This window comes from Flavobacterium urocaniciphilum (assembly GCF_900110615.1).
GTDB classification, from domain to species: domain Bacteria; phylum Bacteroidota; class Bacteroidia; order Flavobacteriales; family Flavobacteriaceae; genus Flavobacterium; species Flavobacterium urocaniciphilum.
Map to the genome: position 1 here is coordinate 1 of NZ_FOEI01000006.1, position 15,118 is coordinate 15,118.

Consider the following 15,118-nt stretch of genomic DNA (forward strand, 5'->3'; position numbering starts at 1 on the left):
AATTTATCAGCTGATGTAGTTGTAATTGACTACCCTAAATATTTCACTCCAAATGGAGATGGTATTCATGATACTTGGAATATAATTGGATTATCGGATTACAATAATGCAGTACTTTACATCTTTGATAGATATGGAAAACTAATCAAACAACTAGATCCATTAGGAATGGGATGGGATGGAACCTACAATGGAAGCCAATTACCATCAACAGACTACTGGTTTACAGTTGAGTTTACAGAAAACGATCAAAGAAGAACATTCAAATCACACTTCTCATTAAAACGATAAGTAGAGATAATAAACAATAAAAAAGGCTGTCAGAAATGACAGCCTTTTTTATAAAATAAGATTAAAAAAAATTAATTTAAATCTAACCAATTTTTAAAGTCCCAGAAGTTTAGTGGAGCAACTCCATGGCCTACAGGATATTCTTTATAAGTGATGTTTAAACCTAATTTTTCTAAATAAGGTTGCGTTTTTCTAGCCCATTCTACAGGAATAACTTGGTCTTGTGAACCATGTGATGCAAAGAATTTTATATGATTTATTTCATTTACATCAAAAGAAGAAGGTAAAATTTGCTCGTTCAAATATCCGCTTAATGCTACTACTTTATTGATTTTTTGAGGATATGTAAAAGCCATTCCATAACTTAAAATGGCACCTTGACTAAATCCTATTAATGAAATATTCGACTTGTCTAAAGGTAATTTTTCAGTGATTTCGTCTATAAAATTAGCAATAGTATGAATCGATTCCACAGCTTGTTCGTTGTTCGAAAACTTATTCATATCTGCATCAAAAGTGATTTCATACCAAGCATGTCCATAAGGCATTAAATCATATGGTGCACGAACTGATATTACATAAACATCTTCTGGTAATTGTGATGCAAAAGAAAACAAATCTTCTTCATTACTTCCATAACCGTGTAATAAAATTAAAGCGCCGTTTTGTTCTTTAATCTCTTTTGGCTCTCTTACCAAATAATATAAACTCATAAATTATAAATTTTTAAACCAATTTTGAAATTGTTCTCCAACACCTGGAATCAGTTTCATTTCATTACTCAAAACTCCAGAAAAACTTATAATCCAAAGTATTAAAAATAAAATCCAATAAGTCATTGAAGCGATCCAACTGTCAAAATATCCAATTAAATACCCTCCAATATGAAAGCATAAAAACATTCCTAACGTTTGTCTGTTATAGAAGCTTACAAATGGATTCTTCTTTTCGTTATTCATTAGTATAGAAACAATACATCCAATAATTGTAATATGACTTATTATTGAGTTTACTTTATGTTCTTCCATTAGATTTCAATTTTATTATTATTGATACTTCCGTATACTTTTCCTTTCATTTGTTTTCCAATCATAATTGAATTTTTAGAAAAAGAAAGAATGTTTTCTTTAGAAAATATATTATTTCCATTCGGATTGAATAAAGTCATTTCAGCTTTATTTCCTTCTAAAATAGAATTGGATTCGATTTTAAAATAGCTCTTTGCAGAAGTAAATTTATCAACTATGACTTCAGTTGGCAATACGGTTTGTAAAGCTCCAAAAGCACTTTCTAATCCAATCGAACCATAATCAGCTAAATCGTATTCTAATTGTTTTTGTTCGATGTTAACAGGACAATGGTCAGATGTAATTACAGAAATTACATTATTCAAAACACCATCAATTAAGGCTTTTCTATCTTCTTCAGTTCGAAGTGGTGGATAAATCTTTGTGTTCGAATTAAAATCTACCAATTCTTCATCGTTTAAAACCAAATTATTAACCGAAACTCCACATGTAATTTGTAAACCTTTTGCTTGTGCTTTCGCTATTAATTCTACCGATTTTTTAGTTGTGATGGTTGGAATATGTAATTTTCCATTTGTATATTCTAATAAAGCAATGTTTCTTTCGATTTCCATTTCTTCCGCCATAGCAGGAATTCCTTTCAATCCTAATTTCGTAGAAACTACACCTTCATTCACAAATCCTTTTCCTTTAATTTCTTTATTCATCGGTTGAATGAATAAAATTCCATCAAAATTTTCTACATATTGAAAAGCGATTTTCAGCAAATTAGCGTTAGTCATCGATTTTTTATAATCTCCAAAAGCCACAGCGCCAGCGTTTTTCATATCGAATAGTTCGGCTAAATCTACGCCTTCACTATTTTTAGTTAAAGAACCAACAACGTGTAAATTTGAAACAGAGTTTAGCGCTTTATTTTTCACAAATTGAATCACAGCCTGATTGTCAATTGCTGGATTCGTATTTGAATGTAAGAAAACAGACGTAAATCCACTTTTTGCTGCAACTTTTAATCCGTTTTCAATGGTTTCCGTAGTCTCAAAACCAGGTTCTCCAAAAACAACCGAAGTGTCTAACCAACCTTGTGAAACATGTAAGTTTTCTTTTTCAATGATTTCAAAACCTTCTTGTACAGGTAAATTTTTTCCAATTTTTGAAATAATTCCATCTGTAATTTCAATATCAACTTGTTGATTATGAAATGGATTTTGCTTTTCTAGTATAGTTGTGTTTTTTAGTAAAAGGTTCATTTTACAAATTTTTGTATTAGTAGTTCTAGTATTAAAAAGAGTAGTGTTGCAATGATAAAATATTTCCATACTTCATTACTTGTGCGAGAAGAATGAATGTCAGAATAAAAGGTTGAAACCGAATTAACTTTCGTACAATTATCGAAATAATCTGAGTTAATTTGAGATAAATCACTTTCTGTTCTTGGATAATTGAAACTGATGTTTTTTAAAGATTCTTTGTCTTTTAAAACAGCATAATTACCTGAATTTTCAGGATAATTTCCAAACGTTAATTTGATTTTATTGTTCAATATTTGTTGCATCGGAATAAAACTGTTTTCAGCATTTGTCACGCTTAAAACATTATCTTTTGCAATCGTTTCGTTGATAATTGTAAAATTGTTATTGCCAATTGTAAAGGCGTTTAACCCAGTTTTGTTATTGTTTTGTCCCATGTTATAAAACGTTGGAACAATTAAAGGCGAATTTTGAAAGTTCGAATTTTCCTTGTTAATGGAAGTTGAAAAGAAAAATAAATTCCCTAAGCGATTCGTAATATTTCCTAAGAAAACACTTTTGTCTTCGTATTGTAAAACGGGTAAATTACTTCCGTTTATGGTAAAAGTCGCATTGGTTTTAGGGTATTGAAAATTACTTACTTTCTTCTCGAAAACGTTGGTATATATCGGATGATTGAAGCTAATTTGTGTAATTTGTTTTTCTTTTACTACTTTTTCAGATAAAGAATTGTTACTGAAATTTCTCAAAAACGAATTATAACTGTCAACTGGACTATTTACATCTGGAATAAAAATGATGTTTCCGCCTTTGCTGTAATAGTTTTTCAACGTTACCGATAAAGCATTCGGAATATTTGAAACTTCATTTAGAATTATGGCATCTGCATTTTCAATAGAATTGTAATTCAATGTATTCAATTCAGTTGACGTATAATTGAATTCTTCTGCATTATAAATTCTCGATAGAAATTGATTTTTGTCTGTATTTCCAACAGCAATTACATTTGATTTTTGAGGTTTTGAAATACTGAAATAAAACGTATTGTCATAACTTAAACTGTTATCTTGAATCGTAACATATCCGTGAAAATCATTTTTTGGAATAGTAAATAAAATCTCTTTTTGTGGCTTTTCTTTTGAAATGAGTGCTTTTCCAACCAATTTTTTACCATTATACATTGAAATCGGAACATCATTTTCGAAATCTCCATACGATTTAATGCTGATTTTCAATTCGTAAAACTGATCTAAAACCTGACTGATTTGTACGTTTTCAATGGCAATATTATTCGTTTCATTTGCTTCAACCGTTTGATAATATAGCGAAGAAGCATCGCTTAAATTGGTCTTTAATTCATCTTTTAGTCCAACCGCATCTGAAATGAATAGAATGTCTTTCGGAAGGCCCGGTTTTTTGGCTTCAATTCTAGTAATAATCGCAGCAGGATTAAATGGAGTAGAAGAATATTTTAAGTTTTGTAATTCTTTTTGAATGTTTCTGATATTTGTGTCGTAGAAATTTTCATCATTGGTAAGAACCGATAATTGTTGCTCTTCTGGTGTGTTTTCTAATAAATCTTGAATGGTTCTTTTTAATAATTCACCACTGTTTCCTTTGGCTTGCATTGAAAATGAATTATCAATTACCACAATTAATTCATTATTCTTTTTATCAAAATCTTTAGCTTTGAAAAAAGGTTGTGCAAAAGCGAAAATTAAAGCAGCTAATAAAAGTAAACGAGTGGCTAACAATAACCATTTTTTGATTGTAGAACTTTTTCGAGTTTGAATTTCAAGTTCTTTTAGCAATTTAACGTTGGTGAATTCTTGTTTTTTAAATCTTCTCAATTGAAAAAGATGTACCAAAATTGGTATAATCAAGAGAAATAAAAAGTAAAGAATTTCTGGGTTTTTAAATTGCATTTCTAAAAAAGATTTGTCAAAAATAAGAAATTTTAAGGAGAAATCAGGAATAGAAATTTTAAATTTAATTTATAAATATTGTCAAACTGTACTTGTTTCTATTTCTCTTTGAAATTATTTTAGTTGCTGATCTCATTTTTAAGTACGAATCAGCATGACAATTGACTATTTCTTCTTACGTTTTTCTGCTCGTTTTCTTTCAACAGCTCTGTTTCTTGGAGCGGTTTTTCTTGGTTTTCTTTTACCCGGTCCGCCTAAATTTACCTTTTTGTTTTTGTCTGATTTCTCGTGGAAAGAAGCTCCTTTTTCAATCGTTTTTTTCTTTGAAGAAACTTTCGGTTTTTTAAATTCTTTTTCGAATTCTAATCGTTTTTCTTCAATTTTAACTTCAGAAGGAATAGCAATTACGTCTACTTCTTTCTGCATTAGCATTTCAATTTCTAAGAATTCTTCCTCTTCTTTCGGACTCACCATTGAAATCGCAATACCGTCTTTATCAGCACGACCGGTTCTACCAATTCTGTGAATGTATTGTTCTGGAGATTCTGGTAATTGTAAATTAATAACGTGTGTAATATCGGAAATATCCAATCCACGCGCCATAATATCAGTGGTAACTAATCCGCGTAATTCTCCATTTTGGAATAATTCCATGGTATTCAAACGGTAATTTTGCGTTTTATTCGAGTGAATCGCTCCAAATTGATCTGGAAAATCTTCTTCTAAATGTTCTAAAACAAAATCAGCTAAACGTTTACTGTTTACAAACAATAAAATTCGACTATACGATTCGTCTAAAAGAAAATGCTTTACTAAATTTAATTTCGTTAAGAAATTCGGAGTTTTATATAATCGTTGTTCGATTTTTTCTAATGGTGTTCCGCTTGGCGCTAAAGAAACTTCTTCAGGAAAATCAAAATATTCATCTAAAATTTCATCCACTTCTTCTGTCATAGTTGCAGAAAAAAGTATGTTTTGTCTTTTCGAACGAATCATTGATAAAATAGAAGTCAACTGTACTCTAAATCCTAAATTTAGAATCTCATCAAATTCGTCAATAACCAATTTTTGTAATTCGTCAAAACGTAAAACATTATCAAGCGCTAAGTCCATAACCCTACCCGGTGTTCCTACGATAATATCGGAACCCGCATAAATATCTTTCTTTTGAGTATTGATATTTACACCACCATAAACCGCAATTGAACGAACACTCATGTATTTCGTTAGTTTTTCAATTTCTTCATGTACCTGAACTACTAATTCACGTGTAGGAACTAAAATTAAAACTCTTGGAACGTCTAATTTTGCAAATTTCCATTGTTTTAAAATAGGTAACAAATAAGCATACGTCTTACCAGTACCAGTTTGAGCAATACCCATAACATCTCTTCCAGACATTACAACTGGAAAGGCTTTGGTTTGAATAGGAGTAGGAGTAGTATAGCCTAAATCGTCTATTGCTTTTTGTAAAGAAGTTGGTAAGTTTAAATCTTGAAATGTAACCATTTGTTTGAAAATTTATGCAAAGATAGTCATTGCGAACTTGTGAAGCAATCTTTTAAGTAGTTAGTTAGTTTTTTGATGGTGACACGGATTTGATATATAGAACAAATTTTTGATTTTTTTATTTTTGATTGTCAAATTAAGCGAAGCCGAAGTGCTTTTAATTGAAAAATGATTTTTAAATTGTCATATATCTTGATAGCTTTTACCTTTTTCCTTTTACCTTTGTCATTCACTTTTGCCTTTTTACTTTATACTTGGCTTTTAAAATTTACAATGAAACGCGAAATAATCATTACAGAAGACGGATCAACTTCAATATTTTTACCAGAAATGAATGAAACCTATCATTCTAAATTTGGTGCGATACAAGAAGCGAAACATGTTTTTATTAAAAATGGATTGGATTTATTTCCGGATAATAGTTCCGTTTCGATATTGGAAATTGGATTTGGAACCGGTTTAAACGCAATTATTACCTTGTTAGAAGCTGAAAATCGTAATTTAAAAATAGATTATGTTGGTGTAGAAGCTTATCCTGTTTCTAATGAAGAGATGCTTCAATTGAATTATACTCAAACTTTAAATGCTTTTGAAAAACAAGCTGACTTTGAAAGGATTCATACTTCAGAATGGGAAAAAGTAGCTGTTATTAATGAAAATTTCAAAATTGAAAAAAGAAAACAGTTTTTTAAAGATATTTCAGATCTAAATAAATACGATTTAATCTATTTTGATGCCTTTGGTTTCCCTGTTCAACCTGAATTGTGGAGTGAAGAAATCTTTGAAATCATGTTTAAATCGCTTAAAAATAAAGGAATTTTGTCGACTTATGCTTGTAGAACTACTATAAAAAAGGCAATGCAAAAAGTTGGTTTCCAGACCGAAAAGCTTCCAGGCGCACCTGGTAAAAGAGAAATGTTAAGAGCTTTAAAAAATTTGTAAAAATTTAACAAAATAAATATAATAATAACATTGATTTTTTCGTTTTTTTTATTAAATTTACAACAACGAGTTAGTTATTGTCTATCTAATTTTAAAAGTATGCCCAGACAAATCTTTTTATACACAAAAACAATTTTAGAGCGTGTAAGTTTCGATGTGAAATTATTTTGCAAAGAACTTGAGAAAGCATCAAGGGTATTGTTACCCTTTGAACTAGATGAACTAAGAGAATGGTTGCTTAGTTTTACTGAAGAAAAACCTGAATTAAGGCACTGTATTGTTTACATAGAAAATTAAAGACTAATCCCATTTTGATACTTTCAAAATGGGATTTTTAGTTTTAGTTATTTAAGTGTTTGAATACCAATGTTAATTGTAGTGACAATTAAACTTTTACACCAAAAAGATAGCCAACAAATGCAGATAATCCCATAGCAATTGTTCCCCAAATGGTAATACGCAATATTGCTTTTGAAATACTTGAACCACCAGTTTTAGCGGAAGTGGCACCAAGTATAATTAGAAAAACAATTGTAAAACCGTATAACCAATATTCCATTCCTTTTATGGGTGCAAAAAGAATTACCAAAAGTGGTAAAATTCCACCAACGGTAAAAGAAGCTCCAGAGGCTAAAGCGGCTTGTATCGGATTGGCCTGACTAATTTCATTGATGCCTAATTCGTCTCTAATATGTGCACTTAAAGCATCATGTTCTGTTAATTCAATGGCAACTTGTAATGCAGTTTCTTTCTTTAATCCACGTTTTTCATAAATTTGAGCTAGTATTTTAAGTTCTTGTTCTGGCATTTCTTCAAGTTCCATTTTTTCTCTTTCAATGTCTGCTTTTTCCGTATCGGTTTGTGAACTTACCGAAACGTATTCACCCGCTGCCATGGATAAAGCTCCTGCAACTAATCCTGCAACGGTAGCTAATACAATTGGTTCACGAGAAGAACTTGCGGCCGCCACACCAATAGCCAAACTCGAAATAGAGATTATACCATCATTTGCACCAAGTACAGCTGCTCGTAACCAATTACTTCTGTGTATATAATGACTGTCGAGATAGTTTTCAATTGTTACCATAGTTTTCTAGTTTGTAAAAAGTATCAATTGCTTTTGAAATGGCATTACATACCTTTTATTTTACACTAAGTTACTATTTTTCTGAATAAAATTGAAATTATATTTATGAAAAAAGTAAGTTTTCTAAAAATCTATTTTATGCTTATTTCAAAATCCAAATAGCGCCATTTTTAGTAGTGAATTTTTCTAATTTATCATCAGAAATTAAGTCATTTAAAAACTTCTCACTCTGATTACGAGGAATGTTGGTTAATTCAGAAAACTCATTTGCTGTTAGAGAATGATATTTAGAAAAAACATTATTCCATGATTTATCATAATTCGTTTTGCTCGCTTTCGGATACAGTTTCAATAAAGCTGATTCAAATGTAGTATATGGTTTTGATCCATAAACGTATTCGTTTTGTCCTTTTGTGTTAGTAAAAAACATAGTTGGAAATCCTCTAACTCCTAATTCTCTTCCCAATTTTAAATCTTGTTCGAAAAGAATTTTAGCATCACCTTCAAAATCAGATTTCAATTTTACGATATCCAAACCAACTTTTTTCCCTGCAGCTTCTATATGTTCCCATTTTGTGATGTTTTTTTTGTTAAGAAAAACCATTTCTCGAATTTCACGTAAAAATAAAATTGCCTTTTCTTGGTCTTGCATTTGAGCGGCTTTAAAAGCAATCGAAGGAGGATAAGAAGAGTGTAAAGGATCTTCTAACCAAACATCTCCATCAATAGGCATATCATAATATAAACTCACTTCGTCCCAATGATGTGCAACATCGGAAGGTTTGCTAATACCACCGCTATTATAACTCCAATCGGGTAATAAACCACCCATTCTGTATTCAATTTCGATTTCCGAACCGTATTCTAATTTTAATTTTCTTAATTGTGGTTCGATTCCCCAACAAGAAGAACAAATTGGATCTGTGAAATAAATTATTTTTACAGGTTTCGATTTTGATTTTTCGGAAATACTATCGTTTGAAATGGTATTATTGGCAGGCATTTCGCAAATTCCATTTTCAGGATTACACAATAAAGGATTGTTTTGTTCTGGCATATTATTTTGGTTTTTCGATTGACAATTCGCAAAACTAACTGTCAAAATTAAAATTATTAAGTAGTAAGTAAATTTCATTTTTATGAGTGAATAGCACACTGTTTGTTATCTTTGTACAAAGTTGAGAACTTATTTTAATCTATACAATAAGTCAAAAAAAGATGACTACACAAAAAGAAGCACAATCTGAAGAAACGTGTCCAGCTCAAGGATTATTAAAATTACTTTCTGGAAAATGGAAGCCTGAATTATTTCGTTTGGCTGTAGAAGCGCCTTTACGTTTTAGTAGTGTATTACGTCAAATTGAAGGATCAAATAAACAAACACTCTCAGTTGCTTTAAAAGAATTAGAAGAAGTAGGATTGTTAGAAAGAGTAGTTATTAAACAAAAACCTTTACATGTTGAATACAATTTAACCGAAAAAGGTATTTCACTTATTCCAATTTTTAAGCAACTAGAATCGATATCTTAATTAAATTCAACTTTATTCAAAACTTAGAAAGATTATTGCTAAGAAGAGAAGCACTTAATTTTGAAACAAATTATTAATGTTTTTTAGCGGTAAGAATTGTATGAATATCAAATTCTGAATCTGAAATTTTATACTCTACTTTGAAAGTATTTATATCACGAAAATTAAATGAATTCAATTGCGCTATTATTTCCTCTAATTTATGGTAATTGAAAAATACTCTACCACCACTACCAACTTTAAAATCCGATTCTTCCGGATTGCCTTCTACAAAACTTAGATAAAGTAGTCCATTTTCGTTTAATAAATTGTAAGCTGTGGCAATTAAATCATTACTTTCTATTGAAGATAAATAGGGTAAGCAAAATCCACCAACAATTCCATCGTATTGATCTTTAAGGTTTTTAATTAATCGACAGTCCATAACCGCAAAATCTGCTTTTGGATTATTCAATTTTGCCAATTCAATCATATTTGGAGCATTGTCTATTCCAAAAATGTCGAAATCGGGTCTTTTTGCTAATAAATAGCTAGTAATGTTTCCTGGTCCGCAACCAATTTCTAAAAGTTTTGCATTGGGTTTTTCAATGGAGTTACAAATGAAATCATACGTATCATTATAAATGTCCATTTTCATAAACTTTTCTTGATATAATGAAGCAACTTTATTCCAAGTTTCTAGTGTTTCTTTATGTTTATCCATTGTAATATTGTCTAAATATAACTTTTACTTTGAGATGATTGGTTTTGAGGTATTTTGTATAGTTGCTAAGATAACATTTTTCAGCGGATACGAGTAAAAATTGCGAACAGGCGAAGCAAAATCGGACGTTGTAGTTAAAAGTAAAAGTAGCTATTTTGACAAACCGCTGTTAGCAGTAGTTTTTATTTTCTTTTTATTTGATAATAATCAATGTAAATTCCATCAACCTTAAATTTGCCATTTGTTTTTTCTTTTATTAGGATAATGTTATCAGTAGCCATTAAATATTTCACATTTCTAATCATTCCATCTTCATATATATTTTGATAAATGTTTAATGTAAAAGAATTCGAATTTTGATTTTTAATTTCATATTCTTTCATTTCGCCTAACTCGTAACATCCGATATAAATTCTTGATATCTTTTCTGTTGGTTTTTCCATTTCAAAACTTCGTTCGTTAGTTACTAATTCTTTTGGAATATAACCAGCAAAGGCGCATCTTGTGGTTGGTTTCTGAGTAATTCTAGAAATGTTTTTTTTACTTTTTTTGTTTATTGCAAAATCAAGGCTTTCAATTTGTAAAGTATCAATTGAAAGGTTATTATTATTTGCATCAAAATATTTTCTAATAATATTAAATTTTAAAGACAGCTTATTCGATTTTGATGTGGTTGATTCAACTAATTCGTCGTTTCCAAAATTTTTCTTTTCTAGTTGTGGATTAAGCGTTATGGTGTCATTGGATATTTTCCATGTTCCTTTTTCAAAATAAACTGAATCCATTTTGTTTCCAGCAGGATTTAGAAAGAATTTGTTTTTATACTCAAAACTTTTGTCATTTTTGAATGTCACTTCAATTAACTCATTTTGAAATGTTCCAATAGGATTTTTCTGTGCAAAATTTGCTAGATTATAAAAACTTAAAATTATTATCGCAATTTTTTTCATAAAGTAACTGCTAACGTTCCGGCGCTTGGTGAGGTTGCGAGCTATAGAACTGATTATTTTCTTTTAAAGTTAAAATTTCTTTCGAAATGTAAACGTGTATTTACTGCAAAATTCGCAATCTTGCCAAACGACTGTTAGTGGTTGTTTTTTTATTTCCAAAATTTCCACCAATTTTTTCTATTCTCTCCAACTATAAAAGTAGGGTGTTTTTTCAAAGTATTTCCGTTAAAGTCTATAACATAAATATTGCTTTCAAAGTCAGTTAGTTTGATTTTGTCATTTTCAATACAAACTTCTTTCTTTCCATCAATATTTACCCAAATATCTTTACCTCCATAACTCCATTTGATATTTCCGTTTATATCTATTCTGTGAATTTCTAATTCGCCTCTTAGTAAAAAATCATCTTGTAAGTCATAAAACTCAAAAACTTCAGAAATGTCAGGTCGAAGTTTCCATTCTATTTCTTGTTTTTCAATATTGAAGGAAAAAAATGTAAAACCTGTACTTAATATTAAATTATTGTCTAATAGTTTTACAGACTGACATTTGTCAATTTTGTCACCATCATGCAAGTAAGTTCCTCCGTCAATACCAGTGATTAGACAATTATTATATTCGCCAAGATTGTTTGTTGTTTTAATTGCAAGAAGTGAACCTAAATAATCTTTCTCACTCAAGTCAATAATCTTAGAGTAATTATTCGCTTTAATAATTTTATTTTCAGCATTAATGTTTTCAAACCATAATTCAGCCTTCCAAATGTCATTACTAACAATCAGTTTTTGTGTATCAAAATTTATGGATTTTTCTGTCGTCATAAAATTATCGCTAACGTTTCGGCGCTTGGCGAGCTTGCAGCTAATTTACAAAAAATGTTCTTATGAAAGCTACGAGTTGAAAATCCAGCGGATTTTCAGCCGAAGTAGAGTAGAAGCTATTGTGCTAAACCGATGTTAGCCGACGTTTTTTTTAAGCTTTCCATTCGCAATTATATTTTGCTCTTTTTTTTATTCCATCCAAAAGTGAATTTTCGTCTATTATTATTTTTTCTCCTTTAGTTTTTTTAAATTCGATGAATAGTTTATGAAGTGTGAAATTGTTCCAATTATTTAATTTGTTTATCGTAATTTTTCTATTAGCACTTTTAAAAATAATAGAATAGCCAACAATACCTCCGCCTTTCGATTTATGTTCAATAATATGAATATTTACATCTTTTATCTTAAATTTTTCATTCCATTCTTTATTATAATTATAGCCGTAAAATTTAATTTCATTAGAGTTAATTCTAACTTCATAAATATATTTTTTTGATGCGATAAAGGTTACAATAATAATTACAAAAAGGATAAATACAGGAAATAAAATTGAAATCCAGTTACTACTCTCATTTCGGTTTACAGTTAAAGGAATTAAGCCTAGTAAAAGAAAGACAAAGATTTTTATTCCTAAATCTTTTTTAATTCTCTCTGCGAAAGTTAACTTTTCGGTTTTGAATATTTCTTCTTCCAAAGATTTGTTATATATTATGTTGGTGTAAAATGACGGCTAACGTCCCGCCGGCTTTACGGTGGTTGCGTAAATTTAGCACAAAAGATTACAAGTACAAAACTTCCCAGAGAAAATTCGGAGAATTTTCCAAACACAAGCCAAGCCTAGCAATCCCGTAAAACCGCTGTTGTGCGTTCGCTTTTATTTTCTTTTTTCGAGGTTTTCATTTAATCTTCTCAATTCTATTAAAATAGAATCGTTTTTGTCTTTTCCACTAATTTGATTTAATGCTTTTTGTATTTTAGTTCCAATTGAATCATTAAATATAGTGTTGTTTACTGTTTTTAAATTTATTATACTTTTTTCCGTGATATTTTCTTTGCTTTTGCCAATAGTAATATTTATTATTTTTCCGCTAATTAATCCTTCATCTTTGATTTCAAAATCGGAATCGATAGGAATATTTAGGTCAGATTTCAAATTTGCGGTAATTATGACATTTCCATTTTCGTCAAGTTTAGTATTTTCAATTTCTCCAATTTCAATACCATTAATTTTTAATTTTGTTTCATTAGAAATTCCTTCGGCATTTTCTGTTTTCAAAATTATGGATTTAGTTTTTGAACAAGAAAGATTTATTATTAGAATTGCAAATAGTATTATTTTTTTCATTTCCTTTTTTTAATTTATTTAATGCTTTTTCCTTTCTAAATTCAGTTTTTCTGTCGCGCTAAAGTGACGCACAACGGTTGACGGCTTGGCGATGTGGCGGATTTTTAGTACAAAAGCTCAAAAGAATTACTTCCGTTGAACCTTGCACAAATGTTTTATAGAAGCACTTCAGCCGCCATATTGCCAAACCGATGTTAGTGGCAGTTTTTATTTTTCTGTATAATACTTATCTTTTAAATGTTCTGTTTTTTGAATGTCACAACCTAATACAAATACTCTGTAAACAGGTTTGTCTATTCCGTAATAAGGTATTTTGTCTTCAAAAAATTCTATATTCATTTTTTGTAATTCGCTTTTTAGGTCTGTACATTTATTTATGTCTGTTGAAAAGCCAATACAATGCGTCTTTGCCCATTTATCAGACTTAATTTGATTAAAAGCGTATTCAATAATTTCATTTTCCGTTTTGAAATATTTTAAATTATCTTTTTGTCCACGTTCTGTATAATACCAAATATAAAGTCCACCTGATTTGTCAATTCCAAAACCTTCATAAATACTGTTTCCGTTTATTGAATAACTATTGAAATTGAAACAATTTTCGCTCGTCCAATGTTCAAGTTCAATTTCTGTTTTTGGTAAATAGTTGCTATCCATTAGTCAGTTTTTTATACGTAAATGGTCGCAACTCAATTTCTCTTTTTAGTTTTTCAAACTCGCTGTTAAAATACATTTTAAAGAAGTGTTTTACATCCTCCCAATTGTCAAGTTTAGTTTGTATTTGTTCGTCTTGGTTTTCTCCATAAACAAAAAACAAGTCACAGTTTTTGTGAACCTCAAGAACAAATTCATTTTCCATATGTCCAACCCAAAAAGCTCCGTGCTCTTCATCGATTTTTATAGTTTCTTCAATAGCGGTTTTTATGTCGTCAAATGTTGCGTTCTCAACTGAGTCGCCCCAACCTTTTTCTATCCAAATGTTTGTTGTCATACGTGTCGTTCTAAAATTGCCACTAACGTTCCGCGGCTTGGCGCAGTAGCGGCTGCGTGGAACGATTATTTCTTGCTAAGATAAGATTTTCCAGCGGAAAATCGAACGTGATGTTTAAGATAAAAGTAGCTATTGTGCCAAACCGCTGTTATGCACTGTTTTTATTTTTTCATTTTAAACGAATGAATAATATTATCCATTCTTCCAATTAGTTTTTCCTTGTGATGAATGTTTGTCCAAGACATTATTTGATAGTAGTTTTTATCATCTTCTATCAAAGCATATCTATAAAATACTGATTTTCCATTATCAAGGGTTTGCCCAAACATTGAGAATATAATAGCGTTACACGAATCTATTTTTGTTCTTCCAACATCGTTTACTTTTAAGTTTTTTGTAATTTCCTTGAAATGATTTGTAACTACTTTAAAATATCCATATAAGTTTGGAGTTGTATCATGTATTTTTAGTTTGACTGCATCTGCAAAACTTTGTTTAGTTTCTTCTAAAACAATAAAATACAAATCTTCATCTACTTTTTGAAATTGAATTTTTGCTAATTCGTTAAGTTTATTAGTTTTTTCAAAATCTTTAGGAACCATCAATGTATAATTGTCTGCTATGATTTTTTCATTTTCTACGTTTTTACTCTCTTTTTTTTGGCACGATAAAACAGAAAGTAGGAGTAAAGCTCCAACTATAAAATTTCTTAATGAAATAGAATTTGGCATAAAATAATATTTAGA

At 29.8% G+C, this 15,118-nt stretch carries 18 protein-coding genes; 3 read left to right on the top strand and 15 right to left on the bottom strand.

What is annotated here, in order from left to right; translation table 11 throughout:
* The coding region (locus BMY86_RS10305; protein ID WP_143065642.1) for a T9SS type B sorting domain-containing protein at nt 1-291 on the top strand (291 nt) is incomplete at its 5' end.
* A gap of 71 nt (nt 292-362) precedes the next feature.
* Here the strand turns inward: BMY86_RS10305 and BMY86_RS10310 are convergent.
* From BMY86_RS10310 to BMY86_RS10330, 5 genes are all read right to left on the bottom strand, one after another.
* The gene (locus BMY86_RS10310) at nt 363-1,004 is read right to left on the bottom strand and encodes an alpha/beta hydrolase (RefSeq protein WP_091468741.1); all 642 of its coding nucleotides are present in this window, start codon (nt 1,002-1,004) and stop codon (nt 363-365) included.
* Between the two features lie 3 nt (nt 1,005-1,007).
* The gene (locus tag BMY86_RS10315; RefSeq protein ID WP_091468744.1) at nt 1,008-1,319 is read right to left on the bottom strand and encodes a hypothetical protein; all 312 of its coding nucleotides are present in this window, start codon (nt 1,317-1,319) and stop codon (nt 1,008-1,010) included.
* A complete protein-coding gene (locus BMY86_RS10320; protein WP_091469163.1) occupies nt 1,319-2,569 on the bottom strand; it encodes a dihydroorotase in 1,251 nt (416 codons plus the stop codon). Before BMY86_RS10320 ends, BMY86_RS10315 begins: the two co-directional genes overlap by 1 nt.
* Nucleotides 2,566-4,494, bottom strand: coding sequence for a BatA domain-containing protein (locus BMY86_RS10325; RefSeq protein ID WP_091468746.1), 1,929 nt, complete (start codon nt 4,492-4,494; stop codon nt 2,566-2,568). The genes BMY86_RS10320 and BMY86_RS10325 overlap by 4 nt, the downstream gene beginning before the upstream one ends.
* A gap of 165 nt (nt 4,495-4,659) precedes the next feature.
* On the bottom strand, nt 4,660-6,003 hold the full coding sequence (locus tag BMY86_RS10330; protein WP_091468748.1) for a DEAD/DEAH box helicase: 1,344 nt from the start codon (nt 6,001-6,003) through the stop codon (nt 4,660-4,662).
* 273 nt (nt 6,004-6,276) lie between these two features.
* Between BMY86_RS10330 and mnmD the strand changes: the two genes are divergently transcribed.
* Nucleotides 6,277-6,945, top strand: coding sequence for a tRNA (5-methylaminomethyl-2-thiouridine)(34)-methyltransferase MnmC2 (mnmD, locus tag BMY86_RS10335; protein WP_091468751.1), 669 nt, complete (start codon nt 6,277-6,279; stop codon nt 6,943-6,945).
* A gap of 385 nt (nt 6,946-7,330) precedes the next feature.
* Here the strand turns inward: mnmD and BMY86_RS10345 are convergent, their stop codons facing one another.
* Both BMY86_RS10345 and BMY86_RS10350 read right to left on the bottom strand, forming a co-directional pair.
* The gene (locus tag BMY86_RS10345; RefSeq protein WP_091468753.1) at nt 7,331-8,032 is read right to left on the bottom strand and encodes a VIT1/CCC1 transporter family protein; all 702 of its coding nucleotides are present in this window, start codon (nt 8,030-8,032) and stop codon (nt 7,331-7,333) included.
* A 142-nt stretch (nt 8,033-8,174) separates the two neighbouring features.
* On the bottom strand, nt 8,175-9,089 hold the full coding sequence (locus tag BMY86_RS10350; protein WP_177177166.1) for a ClpXP adapter SpxH family protein: 915 nt from the start codon (nt 9,087-9,089) through the stop codon (nt 8,175-8,177).
* A gap of 161 nt (nt 9,090-9,250) precedes the next feature.
* Here BMY86_RS10350 and BMY86_RS10355 point away from each other — a divergent pair, with 161 nt between their 5' ends.
* Entirely contained in the window at nt 9,251-9,562 is a 312-nt protein-coding gene (locus BMY86_RS10355) for a winged helix-turn-helix transcriptional regulator (protein ID WP_091468762.1), read from the top strand.
* Nucleotides 9,563-9,635: 73 nt separating this feature from the next.
* Here the strand turns inward: BMY86_RS10355 and BMY86_RS10360 are convergent, their stop codons facing one another.
* From BMY86_RS10360 to BMY86_RS10395, 8 genes are all read right to left on the bottom strand, one after another.
* Nucleotides 9,636-10,265: a class I SAM-dependent methyltransferase gene (locus BMY86_RS10360; RefSeq protein ID WP_091468766.1), complete on the bottom strand. Its 630-nt coding sequence runs from the start codon at nt 10,263-10,265 to the stop codon at nt 9,636-9,638.
* A 182-nt stretch (nt 10,266-10,447) separates the two neighbouring features.
* The gene (locus BMY86_RS10365; protein WP_091468770.1) at nt 10,448-11,215 is read right to left on the bottom strand and encodes a hypothetical protein; all 768 of its coding nucleotides are present in this window, start codon (nt 11,213-11,215) and stop codon (nt 10,448-10,450) included.
* Nucleotides 11,216-11,364: 149 nt separating this feature from the next.
* Nucleotides 11,365-12,036, bottom strand: coding sequence for a hypothetical protein (locus tag BMY86_RS10370; RefSeq protein WP_091468774.1), 672 nt, complete (start codon nt 12,034-12,036; stop codon nt 11,365-11,367).
* 151 nt (nt 12,037-12,187) lie between these two features.
* Nucleotides 12,188-12,730 (bottom strand): hypothetical protein, encoded by a 543-nt coding sequence (locus BMY86_RS10375; protein WP_091468777.1) that lies wholly within the window; start codon nt 12,728-12,730, stop codon nt 12,188-12,190.
* Nucleotides 12,731-12,910: 180 nt separating this feature from the next.
* Entirely contained in the window at nt 12,911-13,381 is a 471-nt protein-coding gene (locus tag BMY86_RS10380; RefSeq protein WP_091468780.1) for an MlaD family protein, read from the bottom strand.
* A 207-nt stretch (nt 13,382-13,588) separates the two neighbouring features.
* Nucleotides 13,589-14,038, bottom strand: a complete 450-nt coding sequence (locus tag BMY86_RS10385; protein ID WP_091468784.1) for a hypothetical protein — start codon at nt 14,036-14,038, stop codon at nt 13,589-13,591.
* Nucleotides 14,031-14,372, bottom strand: a complete 342-nt coding sequence (locus BMY86_RS10390; RefSeq protein WP_091468787.1) for a hypothetical protein — start codon at nt 14,370-14,372, stop codon at nt 14,031-14,033. Before BMY86_RS10390 ends, BMY86_RS10385 begins: the two co-directional genes overlap by 8 nt.
* Before the next feature lie 161 nt (nt 14,373-14,533).
* Nucleotides 14,534-15,103, bottom strand: a complete 570-nt coding sequence (locus tag BMY86_RS10395; RefSeq protein WP_091468790.1) for a hypothetical protein — start codon at nt 15,101-15,103, stop codon at nt 14,534-14,536.
* Between the last annotated feature and the right edge of the window lie 15 nt (nt 15,104-15,118).

Bases quoted from the DNA above. Each gene is read 5' to 3' on its own strand.
- BMY86_RS10310 (WP_091468741.1), bottom strand. From the start codon at position 1,004: ATGAGTTTATATTATTTGGTAAGAGAGCCAAAAGAGATTAAAGAACAA.
- BMY86_RS10315 (WP_091468744.1), bottom strand. From the start codon at position 1,319: ATGGAAGAACATAAAGTAAACTCAATAATAAGTCATATTACAATTATT.
- BMY86_RS10320 (WP_091469163.1), bottom strand. From the start codon at position 2,569: ATGAACCTTTTACTAAAAAACACAACTATACTAGAAAAGCAAAATCCA.
- BMY86_RS10325 (WP_091468746.1), bottom strand. From the start codon at position 4,494: ATGCAATTTAAAAACCCAGAAATTCTTTACTTTTTATTTCTCTTGATT.
- BMY86_RS10330 (WP_091468748.1), bottom strand. From the start codon at position 6,003: ATGGTTACATTTCAAGATTTAAACTTACCAACTTCTTTACAAAAAGCA.
- mnmD (WP_091468751.1), top strand. From the start codon at position 6,277: ATGAAACGCGAAATAATCATTACAGAAGACGGATCAACTTCAATATTT.
- BMY86_RS10345 (WP_091468753.1), bottom strand. From the start codon at position 8,032: ATGGTAACAATTGAAAACTATCTCGACAGTCATTATATACACAGAAGT.
- BMY86_RS10350 (WP_177177166.1), bottom strand. From the start codon at position 9,089: ATGCCAGAACAAAACAATCCTTTATTGTGTAATCCTGAAAATGGAATT.
- BMY86_RS10355 (WP_091468762.1), top strand. From the start codon at position 9,251: ATGACTACACAAAAAGAAGCACAATCTGAAGAAACGTGTCCAGCTCAA.
- BMY86_RS10360 (WP_091468766.1), bottom strand. From the start codon at position 10,265: ATGGATAAACATAAAGAAACACTAGAAACTTGGAATAAAGTTGCTTCA.
- BMY86_RS10365 (WP_091468770.1), bottom strand. From the start codon at position 11,215: ATGAAAAAAATTGCGATAATAATTTTAAGTTTTTATAATCTAGCAAAT.
- BMY86_RS10370 (WP_091468774.1), bottom strand. From the start codon at position 12,036: ATGACGACAGAAAAATCCATAAATTTTGATACACAAAAACTGATTGTT.
- BMY86_RS10380 (WP_091468780.1), bottom strand. From the start codon at position 13,381: ATGAAAAAAATAATACTATTTGCAATTCTAATAATAAATCTTTCTTGT.
- BMY86_RS10385 (WP_091468784.1), bottom strand. From the start codon at position 14,038: ATGGATAGCAACTATTTACCAAAAACAGAAATTGAACTTGAACATTGG.
- BMY86_RS10390 (WP_091468787.1), bottom strand. From the start codon at position 14,372: ATGACAACAAACATTTGGATAGAAAAAGGTTGGGGCGACTCAGTTGAG.
- BMY86_RS10395 (WP_091468790.1), bottom strand. From the start codon at position 15,103: ATGCCAAATTCTATTTCATTAAGAAATTTTATAGTTGGAGCTTTACTC.